Raw genomic sequence first — 13073 nt, forward strand, 5'->3', positions numbered from 1 at the left:
CATCGAGGCCCTGGCCTGCGGTGCGCCCGTGGTGGCGAGCGACCTGCCGGTGCTGCGCGAGGTGGGCGGCGATGCCGTCACCTACGCCCCGGTGGGAGACCTCGGCGCCTGGACGGAGGCGGTGCACCGCATGCTGACGTCAGCGGAGTCCGACACGGGCCGGAGCCAGCGCATCGCGCGCGGGCGCGGCTACTCGTGGACGAACCACGCGCGCATCATCCTCGACACCTACCGCCGACTCGCCGGGCACTGAGGGGCCTCTCAGTAGCGGCGTGCATTCCGCATTCACCGCCAAGCGAGGCACAAGTCATGCCTGGATTGCTTGTTCAAGCTTTTGGGGTTGGCTTGCTCCTCGCGGGTTGCATGGGCTGCGGCGGACCCAACGGTGGAGGAACCAGGACCATCGTCATTGGCGAGATCCAGCCCAGGCAGATTCATTACGTCACGGTGTCTGAACAGGTAGGCGAAGAGCCGGGGGGCTGGCGAGAAGCCTGCATACGGCTCAACATTCAACGTAGCACTGGCGAGTCCTTTCTTTGCGAATTTGGAATAGGCGTTCCAATACAAAACAAAGAAGGTCCAATCTCGCTCGCTCTAGCACAGCGCCTCACCGCGGCGATCATCCATACGGCAGCCACCACCGTCTTCCAGTCCGCCACGCCAACATCGCCTCTCGGGTTGCTGTGTCAACAAATCAGGACCGGACTCCTGCCCACGATGAGGGCTGCCATTGGTGGTTCGCGCGTGAATCAAACATGTCACAAGAAGACCATACCCGTTCAACTCGGCGACTTCTTCCCTTGAGCCCATGACCTTATCCAAAGACCAGTTGCTATCAATCGCGCGAGACTACTGGCGCTCGGATAACGACTATTCCCTGCGGCAGGAGAAGAGCCCCGAGATTGTACGACTCGAGGCGCGCTGGGAAGAGGAACTCGGATGTCTTGACCGGTGGCATGGCTTCTTGCGCGACCTCAGACAAGAGCTTCCCAGTTTCACCATTGGAGACGGCACGGCGACACCTGATGCCTGCTTTCGCTGCGTTGCCTATCCTGTAAAAGGCCAAAAAGGTCAGCCGCTACCAGAGTTTCGCTGGGTGGTCGTCGGGTGCGTCAGCATCGTGGCACCCGTCCATATCGTCTATGCCGTGGAGTATGGTCGCGACAGCAAGACCGGACATGGCTCCAAACTCCTGTTTGAGCCGTTTCCATCCGAAATGAAGATTCCGGCTGACGTGATCGCCAGGAAGATTGAAGAGACGTTCGGGTTCAGCAAGCTTCCGCGCGAGCTTGCCGAAATGCCTGTCCCGTTGTTCGTGCAATGGGTGGAGCCCCCGCGGACAACGTTGTTTCACGCGCTTTTCACAAACGAGCCAGACAACGTGCCGTGATCTGGCGCCGAGCCGGCAAGGCACTCAGCGCCGGGACGCGAGTTCCTGCTCGACCAGTTCAGCGAAGCCGTCGAAGCAGTGCGAGGCCTCGAAGCGCTCCTGCACCATGCGCCGTCCGTTCCGGGCCAACTCGCGGAACGTCTCCGGCTCGTCCATCACCCGGGCCAGGGCCTCGGCGAGCCGCTGGGGCGAGCGCACCGGCACGGTGAGGCCCGTCTCCCCATCCCGGATCGTCTCGCGCAGCCCGCCCACGGCGGTGGCCACCACGGGCACCTCGCACGCCAGCGCCTCCAGCGGTGAGAACCCGAGCCCCTCCTCCAGCGACACCTGCGCGCACACGTCCGAGGCCTGGTAGTACGCGGGCAGCTCGCGCGTGGGCTCCACCGCGTCGCGGGTAATCGTGCAGTCCCCCAGCCCCCGCTCCACGGCCAGCTCCCGCAGCCGCTTGTGCCCGCCACTGAGGTTGAGCATCCAGAAGGAGCGCCCCTGGGCGCGCAACAGGGCGCACGCGTCCAGCAGGGACTCGGTGTCCTTCTCCGGGGCCACGCGGCTGGAGAAGAAGATGAGGAAGCCCTCCTCGGGCAGGCCCAGCTTCGCGCGCAGCCGCCGCTTCTCCTCGGGCGTCACCGGCTGGAAGCGCGTCGTGTCCACCCCGTACAGCGGCACCAGGCGCACCTTCTCCGTCCGCCCCAGCGACACCTCGCGCCCCAGGTACTCGCTGAGCACGACATACCGGTCCGCCAGCAGCGCGTTGGCGGCGCGCGCGGCCTCCAGCAGCGTGCGCCCGGCGAGGTACGCCGGCAGCCCGAGCTCCCCGCGCTCATAGCGGCAGTGGAAGTAGGCGATGTTGGGGCTGCAGATGAGCAGGTACGTGGGCGCTCGGGTGACTCCCCGGCTGACGTTCGCGGCCAGCGAGGCCACGCCCGCGTTCTGCGCCAGCACGGCGTCCACCTCGGCGCGGTGCCGCACCAGCCATGCCCCGGCCCACGCGGCGAAGGCCACGCGCCCGGCCGGGCCCTCCACGATACGGACGGGCTCGGGGCCCTCGTCCTTCCAGTTGATGGTGCGCGGCCCGAAGGCGGGACGCAGCAGCAGCGTCAGCTCGAAGCGTTGCTTCAGCCCCGACACCAGACGCACGTCGGTACCGCTCTCGCAGAGGAACACCAGCCGGCGGCGGGTGGAGGTCGTCATGCCCGCTTCTCTAGCACCTGCTCGTACACCTGGAGCGTCCGTCGAGCCACTTCGTCCCAGGTCAACGCTTCCATCCGCCGATGCGCGGCCCGGCCCAGGCGCTCGGCGAAGTCCCGGTCCACGGCCAGCTCGCGCAGCCCCGCGGCCAGCCCGGCGATGTCCCCGGCGTCCTCCAGCACCAGCCCGTCCTCGCGGGGGGTGATGAGCTCCGAGGCCCCGGCGGCGCGCGAGACGATGACGGGCAGCCCGCAGGCCATGGCCTCGGTGACGACCATGCCGAAGGCGTCGTAGGGCGAGGGGCAGACGAAGACGTCCGCCGCGGCGTAGAAGCGCTCGATGGTGTTGGAGGGCGGATGGAAGCGCACCCGCCGCCCCAGCCCGAGCCGCTCCGCCCGCGCGCGCAGCGAGCCGGTCTCGCTCCTTGTCACCACATCCAGTGACAGCTCCGGCACACGGGCAATCGCCTCCAGGGTGACGGCGGCGCCCTTGCGCACGTCGCCCACGTAGAGCGCGCACCGCTCCTCCGGCCCCACGCCGAGCGCCGCGCGCATCTCCTGGCGCACCTGCCCGCGCAGCGCGGGGGTGAAGCGTGCCACGTCCACGCCATGGGGGATGACGTGGATGGGGGCCCGGCACCCGTGCAGGGTGCGCAGCTCGTCCTCGAGCCGGTGGGAGATGGCGATGACGGCGGCGTCCGTCTTCCGGTAGAGCCGGTCCTCCAGCGGCACGAGGACGTTCTCGAAGATGCGCTGGCGGGGCGTGTAGTCGTAGCCGAGCGCGCGCTGCGCCTGGAACCACGCGCGGTTGCAGAGGTGCGCGGTGAGGACGTTGGCCTGGGCGGCGATGAGCCCCTGGCCGTGGATGATGTCGAAGCCCCCGCCGAGCCCCAGCCGGAGCGTGGCCGAGGCGTAGAAGGACAGCACGCTGACGAGCGCGGTGGTGCGCGGCGCGGGCACGGTGTGGAAGGTGATGCCCTCCGCGCCCCGCCGGTCGATGCGGTGGGCGAAGACATGCACCTCGTGGCGGGTGCGGAAGCGCTCGGCCAGCTCGACGACGTAGCGGCTGTGGCCGAAGCCGCGCTCGTAGTCGTGGACCACCAGGGCAATCCTCATGGACGCACCACCTCCAGCGACAGCCGGGGCTTCGCCGCGGGAGCCGGAGCCGGAGCCGGAGCCGGGCGCCGCATGCCCACCATGGCGCCCATGTAGAGCAGCAGCAGCGCGGAGCCGGGGATGGAGGAGAGCAGGCCCGTGCCGATGAAGGCCGTCATCCACATCACGCACATGGTGAGCCACATCATCCGGTCCGCCACCACCCAGGCGCCCCGGCGGCGCGGCGGCATGCGGGTGACGAGCCACGCGACGAAGGCCAACCACATCACCAGCCCGATGATGCCCTGCTCCAGCGCGATGCGGCCGAACTCATTCTCCAGGCCCACCTGGGGCCGGGCGAGGTCGGCGAGGAAGAAGGGGATGCTCGTCCCCGCGGCGCTCCCCAGCCCATTGCCCAGTGGGTAGTCCTGCATGACGTTCCACAGGCTGCTGTTGACGCTCCAGGACACGCGCTCCGACACATACTCGGTGTCCTGCAACGTCGCGAAGCGCTGGAAGCGGGGGTTCCGCATGACGACGACGCCCACCACCAGGGCGATTCCCGTCACCGCCGCCAGCATCTTGAACGAGGGGCGGGTGCACAGCATCAGCAGCAGGACGATGACGGCGAGCTGCACCACGGGCGAGCGCGCCGCGGAGATGAAGAGGCACAGCACGCTGATGATCAGCACCCCGGCGGTGAGGAGGCGGCTGTCGGGGCGGCGGTGCCAGCGGCGCAGCAGCAGCGGCAACGACATCAGCATCGTGGCCGCGAAGGCGTGCGCGTTGTTGAAGGTGGACGGGATGCGGGGCTGGTTGTCCTCGCCCACGTCCGTGGAGAGGTAGATGATGGCGGAGGAGGCGTTGCGCGGGAAGAAGCGCTCCAACCCGAAGCTCAGCTCCGCCAGCGCGAAGCCGAACGCCACCACGTTGAGCCACAGCAGCCACCCCGTGAAGCGATCCAACTCCCGCTCGTCCAGGCTCGCGCCGATGGTGATGAGCGGCAGCAGGAGGATGGCCACCCGCAGGCCGACGATTTGAATGTAGAAGTGCTGCGAGTCGAAGAGGGGCGAGAGCACCATGGTGCAGAGGGGCCAGACCATCAGCGCCTTCATCCACAGCCGCAGCGCCTGCCCGTCCCGGCCCACGCGCCCCTTCTTCCTCGGCAGGGTGAAGAAGGACAGGTAGAGGCCCAGCACCGCCCCGTCGAAGATGAAGTGGGAGAAGCCGTCCAGGTAGCGCGCCCGGAGGATGCCGTAGAAGTAGCCGAACAGCATCAGCACGCCCAGCCCATGGCCGGTGCCGCGCCGCGTGGCCAGCAGCGTCCCCACGAAGGCGAGGAGCGTGAGCCCGAGGCCCATCATCCCCTTACCTCACGCCGCCAGGGAGCCGACACGGCCCAGGACCTCCCGGTAGACGTCGAGCACGCGCTGGCCCATGCGCGCCTGGGAGAACTCGGCCAGCACGCGCGCGCGGCCCGCCTCGCCCCAGGCCCCGCGCTGCTCCGGCGAGCCCAGCATCCGCCGCATGGCCGCGGCCAGCGCCGCCTCGTCTCCGGGCGGCACGGTGAGGCCGCTCTCCTCGTGGCGGCTGACGAAGGGCACTCCCGAGTCCAGTGCGGTGTTGATGACGGGCAGCCCACAGGCCAGCGCCTCCAGTTGCACCAGCGCGAAGGCCTCGGCGCGGGTGACGGAGGACAGCACGTAGGCGTCGCACGCGTAGTAGAGCGCGAGCAGCTCCTCGTCCCCGAGCTTGCCGAGGAAGTGGACGCGCTCGGCCACGCCACACGACCGGGCCAACGCCTCCAGCTCGGCGCGCAGCGGCCCCTCTCCCACCAGCAAGAGGTGCGCGCCCTCCACCTGGCGCAACGCGCGGATGGCGTGGTCGAAGCCCTTGTAATAGACGAGCCGCCCCACCCCCATCAGCAGCGGCGCCCCACCGTAACGCGCCCGGATGGTCGCGGCCGCCGCCTCGCGCTCGGGCGTGCGCTGGAAGCGCGACACGTCGATGCCGAAGGGCACCACGTGGCACCTCGCCCGGTGCGGGCGCAGCGCCTCGGACGTCTCCACGTAGTTGGGCGAGCCCACCAGGATGGCGTCCGCCCGCGCCAGCGCCTTCTGCATGAAGGGCCCGTACAGCTTCAGCAGCCGTTTCTGACGGACGATGTCGCTGTGGTACGTGATGACGAGCCCGTGCCGCCGGGGCCGCACGCTGCCCAGGTACCCCATCACCGCCATGGGGTGCGGGAAGTGCATGTGCAGCACGTCATACCGGCGCCGGGACAGCTCCAGCGGCAGCGTGGGGTTGAGCGAGGTGGAGGCCAGTTTCACCAGCTCCGCACAGCGGGTGACGGGCACGCCGTGCACCACCTCGTGCACGGTGCGCGGCGCCGTGTTGGAGACGAGCACCTCCAGCTCCACGCGGCCCTTGAGTTCCTCGCACAGGCCCGAGAGGTGCGTCTCCATGCCGCCCCGGTAGGGCGCGTAGTACTTGCCGAGTTGGAGGACCTTCATCTCCGGAGCACGTCTCAGCTGGCGGTGCGCTCGTCGCGCTCCGCACCATACGGTTGGTAGGAGTAGTAGACGCTGAAGTCGGCCCCATGGCCGCCCTTCATGTCCACATGGTTGAGCAGGGCACCGATGATGCGGGCCTTCACGTCGCGCAGCGAGCGGATGGCGCGCTTCGCCTGCTCGCGGTGGGTGCCTCCGGCCTTGAGTACCAGGAGGATGCCGTCCGCCTGCTTGGCGAGGACGAGCGCGTCCGAGACGGGCCCCAGCGGCGGGCTGTCCAGGAGGATGCAGTCGTAGCGCTCCTTCAGCTTGGAGAGCAGCTCGGAGAAGGCGCGGGTGTGGAGCAGCTCGGCGGGATTGGGCGGCAACGGCCCGCAGGGCAGGAGGAAGAGGTTGGGCACTTCGGTGGACTTCACGGCTCGCTCCAGCGAGCCCTCGCCCACCACCAATGAGCTGACGCCCACGTCGTCGGGCACGCCGAAGGCCAGGTGCAGGCGGGGCCGGCGCATGTCCGTGTCCATCAGCAACACCCGGGTGCCCGTCTGCGCCATCGCCACGCCCAGGTTGATGAGGGTGGTGGACTTGCCCTCGGAGGGGCTGGCCGAGCTCACCACCACCGTCCGGAAGGGTTTGTCCGGCGACATGAAGAGCAGGTTGGTGCGGATGGCCCGGAACATCTCCGCCGCGCGCGAGCGAGGGTGCCGGTGGATGTACAGGTCCGCCGAGCCCCCGTCCTTGGACTTCAGGGGCGGCGTGGCGCCAATGAAGGACAGCCCCAGCCGCTCCTCCACGTCCGCGCGGCTGGTCACGCTCGCGTCGAGCAGCTCCAACCCCAGCGACACACCCACCCCGCCCAGCAGGCCCAGCAGCAGGAAGAGCAGCACCGCGCTGCGGGTGTTGGGACGGATGGGCACCGGGTTGGCGATGGCCGGGTCCAGCACGCGCACGTTGCTGGTGCGCAGCAGGCCCGACAGCTCCAGCTCCTTGAAGCGCTTGAGGACCAGCTCGTACAGGCGCTGGTTGTTCTCCGCGTCGCGGTTGAGCCGCTCGTATTGAATCTGCTTCTCCGTCACCTGGAAGGCCTCGGTCTTGGCCTTGTCCACCAGGGCGAGCAGGTTGCGCTCGTTGTTCTGGGCGGAGGCGAGGTCCGTCTCCGCGCCGCGCACGAGGTTGTCCAGGCTGCGCCGCAGCTCCTGCTGCACCACCGTCAGCTTCTGCTGGCACTCCTGCATCTTGGGGTGCTCGGCCAGGTAGCGCCCGGACAGCTCCACGCAAGCGGTGCGCTGCTCCAGCACCTGGTTGCGCAGATCTCTCAGCGAGCCCTCGGAGGCCTCCGAGAGGCCCTCGGCCCAGTGCTCCGACTCGGGGCTGGCGCTCTTGCGCAACTGGCGCATGGCGTCCACCCGCGCCTGGAGGGCGGCGATCTGCGTGCGCACGTCGATGAGCACCGACATGTACTTGTCGTAGGCCAGCTTCGGGGTGCTCTGCTGCGAGCCGCCCTTGCTGTCGATGGACATGGAGAGCATGTCCGCGCCGCGCTTGAACTCGTAGACGCCGCGCTCGCTCTTGTCGGCGCGCGCGCCCAGCTCGCTCAGCCGCTCCTCCAGCCAGGTGCTGGCGCCCTCGGTCGTCTTCAGCTTGAGGGCCTGGTTCTCCGCGATGTAGGCCTCGGCCACCTCGTTGGCCAGCATCGCCGCGCGCTTGGGGTCCACGTCCTCCACGGCGATGCGCACCACGCGCGAGTTGGTCGAGGGGATGACGTTGATGCGCGAGCGCACCAGCGCCACGGCGTCGATGGAGGCCATGGCCTTCTTGCGCGCCTCCTCGTCCTGGAGGCCCTCCACGCCGAGGAAGGACGGGTTGTTCTGGAGGCCCAGCCGATCCACCACCCGCGAGGCCACCGCGCGGGAGGTAATCACCTCGCTCTGGGTGGTGTAGTACTCCTTGTTCGCCCAGTAGTTGCCGCGCTCGTCGCCCATCACCTCCTTGACGTCGGTGTCGAGGATGCGGGGCGCGGCCACGTCGATGATGAGGGAGGTGCTCGCGGCGTAGATTTTCGGCTGACGCAGGGTATGCAGCGTGCCCACCAGCACCATCACGGCCATGATGCCGAGGATGAGCCACTTGCGGCGCCAGATCGCCCGGACGTATTGCATCACGTCCAGCGCGGGCTCATTCGCCTCGGGGGCTTCGTTGGGGGTCTCTTCCACTCGCTCTCCTGCCGGGGCGCGGGGGCGCCCGATGCGTGGCGAAGGGGCCAGAGTGCCCCGGGAGACCCGGGGGGTCAATGTTCCCAGACTCGCCCGGACGCCCTCCAACCACGCGCCATTCACACGTGCGAGCACCCGCCTCCGGCGTGTGCTAGTCACGGCCCTCGTGAGCCCGCCTCCCTCCTTCATCATCCCCTTCACGTCCACGTCCGCCCCCGTGGCCGCGCGCTTCGCCCACACGCTCGCCAGCCGGGGGGCCGAGGTCATCCTCGCCGGTGAGGGGCCGCTCGAGGCCCCCTCCTCCCCCCACGTCCAGGTGCTCCAGGGGCTGAAGGGCAAGGGAGCGGCCATCCGTGCGGCGCTTGGCCGGGTCACGGGCGACATCACCGTCCTCCAGGACGCGGACACGGCCTACTCCCTGGAGAGCAGCGAGGCGCTGTGCCGCCCCATCCGCGAGGACGTGGCGGACGCCGTCTTCGGCAACCGGCAGATGGTGGGACTGGAGGCGGAGCTGTTGGCGGACCGGGCCCTGGGCCACGTCACCCGCTTCGTCGCCGATGTGGCCCTGACGGATCCGCTCTGCGGCCAGCGCGCCTTCCGCACCGAGGCGCTCAAGTCCGTGACACTCACCAGTGACGATGACTCGGTGGACGCGGAGATCGTCGTGAAGCTGGCGGCGCAGCTCTTCCGGATGGCGGAGGTGCCGCTGGTGCTGGAGGCGACGCCGCACAGCCCGTTGGCCACGCGGCTGGCGCGGCTGCGCACGCTGGTGCGCTACGCCACGGTGCACAACGACGCGGACAACCAGCACGAGGGCTACACCACGCTGGAGCGCATGGACGGCGCCAACAACTACAACGCGTGGCTGGGCCAGCGCTTCCGCGAGCACCTGGGCCGGCGCGTGCTGGAGATCGGCGCGGGCATCGGCACCATCACCGAGAAGTTGGAGCCGGGGCTGGAGCTGCTCATCGCGCTCGAGGTGGACCGCTTCTACGTGGACCGACTGAAGAACAAGTTCCGTGGCAAGCCGCACGTGCGGCCGTACCTGTCGGACGTGGCCCTCGCCGACTGGGAGTCGCTGAAGGCCGAGCGGCTGGACTCCATCGTGCTGTCCAACGTGCTGGAGCACATCCCGGATGACGCCTCGGCGGTGCGCCGCTTCCGGCAGATCCTCGGCCCGGGAGGCCGGGTGCTGGTGCTGGTGCCGGCGCTGCCGCAGCTCTTCGGGTCCATCGACGAGGCGGTGGGGCACCACCGGCGCTACACACCATCCGCCCTGCGCGAGGTGCTGGCGGGCAACGGCTTCGAGGTGGAGCGCCTGGAGTGGATGAACCTGGTGGGGATTCCCGGCTGGTTCATGAACAGCCGGGTCATGCGCCGCCGCTCGGTGCCCAAGTTCCAGCTCAAGGTGTACGACCGGATCGCTCCCTATCTGGCGCGGGCCGAGAGCCATGTGAAGCTGCCGGTGGGAATGAGCCTCTTCGCGGTGGCACGCGCCACTGGAGGTGCCTGATGAAGAAGATCGAAGCCATCATCAAGCCGTTCAAGCTGGATGACGTGAAGGATGCCCTCCACGAGGTGGGCGTGCATGGCCTCACGGCGGTGGAGGTGAAGGGGTTTGGCCGGCAGAAGGGCCACACGGAGCTCTACAAGGGCGCCGAGTACGTCGTGGACTTCCTCCCCAAGGTGAAGGTGGAGGTGGTGGTGGACGACGACATGGTGACGCGCGTGGTGGACGCCATCGTGCGCGCGGCCCGCTCCGGCACCGAGGGGAAGATTGGCGACGGGAAGATCTTCGTCCTGCCGGTGGACGAGGCCGTGCGCATCCGCACGGGGGAACGCGGCAGCGACGCGCTGTGAGCGGCCTGGAGACCTCGCGAGCGCCGCGTGCGGTGTACGCGGCGCTGGTGGCGCTCTACGTGTTGCTGTTCCCCTACCACCCGGGCCTGCGCTCGCCCAATGAGCTGTGCCGGCTGTGGCAGACGCGCGCGCTGGTGGAGTACGGGACGCTCGACATCAACCGGGCGCTCCAGGACTTCGGCTACGTGGGGGACCTGTCGGTGAAGGACGGGAAGTACTACCCGTCCAAGGCGCCGCTGCTGTCCTTCGCCGCGGTGCCGGTGTACGCGGTGCTGAGCTGGTGGGGTGGCGGCTTCCTCTACGCCGTGCCCGAGGTGCCGCTCGTCTTCTTCAGCCGGCTGCTCCTCACGGTGCTGCCCACGCTCTTCATGCTGTGGCTGGTGCGCCGCTTCCTGGGGGCGTACCTGTCGCCGGGCGTGGCGGACGCGGTGACGGTGACGTACGGGCTGGGCTCGCTGGCCTTCAGCTACTCGCTGCTCTTCATGAGCCACCAGACGACGGCGGTGCTGCTCTTCGGCGGCTTCTACGCGCTGTGGCGGCTGGCGCGCGGCGAGTGGCGCGAGCGGGGCTACCTCGTGGCCGGAGCCTGCGCGGGCGCCACGGTGGCCGCCGAGTACACCGGTGCCCTGGGCGTGCTGGGGCTGGTGCTGTACGCGGTGCTGACCGCGCTGTGGCGCGCGGAGCCCTCGCGCGCGCGCCTGGTGCGTCTGGGCCGTGGGGCCGTGCTGGCCACGCTGGGCGCGCTGCCCTTCGTGGTGGGGTTGATGCTGTACCACCAGACGGCCTTCGGGCACCCGCTGGAGACCGGCTACAAGCACCTCAACGACGCGGCCTATCAGCCGTGGCACCTGGGCGGCTTCCTGGGCATCCGCTACCCGGACCCGCGCGCCTTCACCCTCTCCTTCTTCTCGCCGCTGCGAGGGCTGTTCACCCTGTCGCCCTTCCTGCTGCTCGCGCTGCCCGGCGTGGGAGTGCTGCGGCGCGAGGCGCGCACCAGCCTGGAACTTCGCGCCCACCTGTGGCTCGTGGTGGCGCTGCTGGCCGGGTACACGTACTTCACCTCGGCCTTCTCCTATGACTCGTGGGGCTGGACGACGGGCCCGCGCCACCTGACGGGACTGGTGCCCTTCCTGCTGCTGCCCGCGGGCCTGGTGCTGGAGCGGCTGCGGGCCTCGGGTCGCCTGGGGCTCGCGGGCGCGGGCGCGGCGCTATGCACCGCCGCCATCGCGTTCACCGGCCTCGCCACCTTCGTCAACTACATCCCCGATGACGTGTCCAACGCGGTCCTCGGGCTGGCGGCCCCCTTGTTGAAGGACGGCTACCTGCCGCCGAGCCTCGCGCAGTTCGTGGGGCTGGGAAACCCCGTGGCCGGCGTGCTGCTCCTGCTCGTGCTGCTCGGCCTCGCCGGATGGGTCTTCGTGAGGCTCGTGTCCGTCGAGACGCGGAGGCCCGGCCCGGCGCCCCTGGTGGCCGGGCTCGCGGTGCTCGCGGTGTTGCTCGCCGCCCAGGTGGCGACGACGAAGCACCACGACGCGGACAAGGGCGCGGTGCGCTTCCTCAAGCAGGTCTGGCTCGTCCCGCCCCACCGCGCGGTGGAGTTCTGGCCCTCCCCCACCGCCCCGTAGGACCGGGCGAACCGGCTCCCTAGGGCTGCACGGCCGGCGTCTCGAGCCGGAGAGCCTCACCGCTGGAGAACAGGCGCTTGCCCAGGTTCACCAGGGGCTTCTCCAGCCCGTAGTAGCTCAAGGCCGCGCAGGCGAAGGCGGCGGCGAGGTTCAGCGGCAACTCCTGGAGCGCGCCGAAGGGCAGCGGACGCGCTTCCCTCGCCCCCACCAGGAAGAGCTGCTGCCAGAGGTAGAGGCTGTAGGAGAGCCGTCCCACCCAGGTGAAGGCCGGCGACTCCAGCAGTCTGCCGAGCAGCCCCGTGGGGTGCAGCACGGTGCCCACCATGAAGAAGGGGATGAGCAGCGCCCACCACATGCCATTGAATGGCAGGAGCGAGCCCTTCAGGCAGATGGCCGCCCCCAGTACCAGGGCGCCCCAGGTGAGCCGCGAGGAGAACAGCTGGCGCAGCCACCGCTCCCGGACCGGGTCGTGGAGCAGCAACGCCGCGAACGCCCCCCACAGCAGCCCATCGATGCGGATGTCCGTCCGCACCGACAAGACCAACTCGGGGAGCACCGACGCCGTCGGGTGGAAGCGGATTTCAATCCACCGCCAGAAGGCCACGCCCACGGCCAGCGCGGCGGACGCCCAGAGCGCGCGGCGGGAACCGATGAGCACCAGCAGCCCGGGCCAGAGCAGATAGAAATGCTCCTCGATGGCCAGCGTCCAGAAGTGCCCCGTGTACCAACTGCCATCGCCCTGCCCCACGAGGTAGTTCCGGTAGAAGAGGAAGGTGCTCCACAGATCGTCGGGGTGGATGACCAGCAGACCCGCGCCCACCAGGGCCGTCACCACCAGCAGGTAGGCCAGGCAGGCAGGCAGGATGCGGAAGAGCCGGCGCCAGTAGAACTGCTTGAGGTTGATGACTCCCCTGCGCTGCCGCTCCTGCAACAACCGGTAGGTGATGAGGAAACCACTCAGCCCGAAGAAGAAGGAGACGCCCTCGGCCCCGTACCGGGTGAGGACGTGCCAGAAGCCGCCGGGCCCCTCGCGCGCCAGCAGCGGCGCATCGGCCGCGTGGCAGACGAGGACACCGATGATGGCGAGGGCCCGCCAGCCATCGAGCGTCGGAAGGTAGCTGGCCCGCTGAAGCTCTGTATGAGGCGATGCCACCCAGCCGCCTTTCATGAGGCGGCGGATGCTTCCAACGCGAGCC

General features: G+C 69.3%; 10 protein-coding genes and 1 pseudogene. 5 read left to right on the top strand and 6 right to left on the bottom strand.

The genetic code is table 11. The annotated features are described in order from the left end of the window. Both VF794_RS24810 and VF794_RS24815 read left to right on the top strand, forming a co-directional pair. Positions 1-253 (top strand): annotated as a pseudogene (locus VF794_RS24810) (glycosyltransferase family 1 protein); the annotation flags it as partial. 555 nt (positions 254-808) lie between these two features. Then, positions 809-1390, top strand: coding sequence for a hypothetical protein (locus VF794_RS24815; protein WP_331114512.1), 582 nt, complete (start codon positions 809-811; stop codon positions 1388-1390). Positions 1391-1414: 24 nt separating this feature from the next. Here the strand turns inward: VF794_RS24815 and VF794_RS24820 are convergent, their stop codons facing one another. From VF794_RS24820 to VF794_RS24840, 5 genes are read right to left on the bottom strand one after another with little or no spacing between them, the layout of a single operon-like run. Beyond that, positions 1415-2581, bottom strand: a complete 1167-nt coding sequence (locus VF794_RS24820) for a glycosyltransferase family 4 protein (RefSeq protein WP_331114514.1) — start codon at positions 2579-2581, stop codon at positions 1415-1417. Then, positions 2578-3693: a glycosyltransferase family 4 protein gene (locus tag VF794_RS24825; RefSeq protein ID WP_331114516.1), complete on the bottom strand. Its 1116-nt coding sequence runs from the start codon at positions 3691-3693 to the stop codon at positions 2578-2580. The genes VF794_RS24820 and VF794_RS24825 overlap by 4 nt, the downstream gene beginning before the upstream one ends. Beyond that, entirely contained in the window at positions 3690-5036 is a 1347-nt protein-coding gene (locus VF794_RS24830) for an O-antigen ligase family protein (RefSeq protein WP_331114518.1), read from the bottom strand. The genes VF794_RS24825 and VF794_RS24830 overlap by 4 nt, the downstream gene beginning before the upstream one ends. Before the next feature lie 9 nt (positions 5037-5045). Next, a complete protein-coding gene (locus VF794_RS24835; protein ID WP_331114520.1) occupies positions 5046-6185 on the bottom strand; it encodes a glycosyltransferase in 1140 nt (379 codons plus the stop codon). 14 nt (positions 6186-6199) lie between these two features. Next, the gene (locus VF794_RS24840; protein ID WP_331114522.1) at positions 6200-8392 is read right to left on the bottom strand and encodes a GumC family protein; all 2193 of its coding nucleotides are present in this window, start codon (positions 8390-8392) and stop codon (positions 6200-6202) included. 166 nt (positions 8393-8558) lie between these two features. Here VF794_RS24840 and VF794_RS24845 point away from each other — a divergent pair, with 166 nt between their 5' ends. From VF794_RS24845 to VF794_RS24855, 3 genes are read left to right on the top strand one after another with little or no spacing between them, the layout of a single operon-like run. Continuing rightward, positions 8559-9905, top strand: a complete 1347-nt coding sequence (locus tag VF794_RS24845) for a bifunctional glycosyltransferase/class I SAM-dependent methyltransferase (protein WP_331114524.1) — start codon at positions 8559-8561, stop codon at positions 9903-9905. After that, the gene (locus VF794_RS24850; protein ID WP_331114526.1) at positions 9905-10252 is read left to right on the top strand and encodes a P-II family nitrogen regulator; all 348 of its coding nucleotides are present in this window, start codon (positions 9905-9907) and stop codon (positions 10250-10252) included. The genes VF794_RS24845 and VF794_RS24850 overlap by 1 nt, the downstream gene beginning before the upstream one ends. Beyond that, on the top strand, positions 10249-11877 hold the full coding sequence (locus tag VF794_RS24855; protein ID WP_331114528.1) for a hypothetical protein: 1629 nt from the start codon (positions 10249-10251) through the stop codon (positions 11875-11877). The genes VF794_RS24850 and VF794_RS24855 overlap by 4 nt, the downstream gene beginning before the upstream one ends. A 19-nt stretch (positions 11878-11896) precedes the next feature. On the opposite strand, the gene VF794_RS24860 is transcribed toward VF794_RS24855, so the two are convergent. Next, on the bottom strand, positions 11897-13030 hold the full coding sequence (locus VF794_RS24860; protein WP_331114530.1) for an acyltransferase: 1134 nt from the start codon (positions 13028-13030) through the stop codon (positions 11897-11899). Between the last annotated feature and the right edge of the window lie 43 nt (positions 13031-13073).

Origin of the sequence: Archangium sp., from assembly GCF_036389735.1 — a bacterium.
Lineage (GTDB): Bacteria > Myxococcota > Myxococcia > Myxococcales > Myxococcaceae > Archangium.

What these genes read in the sequence shown, in the direction of transcription:
- VF794_RS24815 (WP_331114512.1), top strand. Translation starts at nt 809, where the DNA reads ATGACCTTATCCAAAGACCAGTTGCTATCAATCGCGCGAGACTACTGG.
- VF794_RS24820 (WP_331114514.1), bottom strand. Translation starts at nt 2,581, where the DNA reads ATGACGACCTCCACCCGCCGCCGGCTGGTGTTCCTCTGCGAGAGCGGT.
- VF794_RS24825 (WP_331114516.1), bottom strand. Translation starts at nt 3,693, where the DNA reads ATGAGGATTGCCCTGGTGGTCCACGACTACGAGCGCGGCTTCGGCCAC.
- VF794_RS24830 (WP_331114518.1), bottom strand. Translation starts at nt 5,036, where the DNA reads ATGATGGGCCTCGGGCTCACGCTCCTCGCCTTCGTGGGGACGCTGCTG.
- VF794_RS24835 (WP_331114520.1), bottom strand. Translation starts at nt 6,185, where the DNA reads ATGAAGGTCCTCCAACTCGGCAAGTACTACGCGCCCTACCGGGGCGGC.
- VF794_RS24850 (WP_331114526.1), top strand. Translation starts at nt 9,905, where the DNA reads ATGAAGAAGATCGAAGCCATCATCAAGCCGTTCAAGCTGGATGACGTG.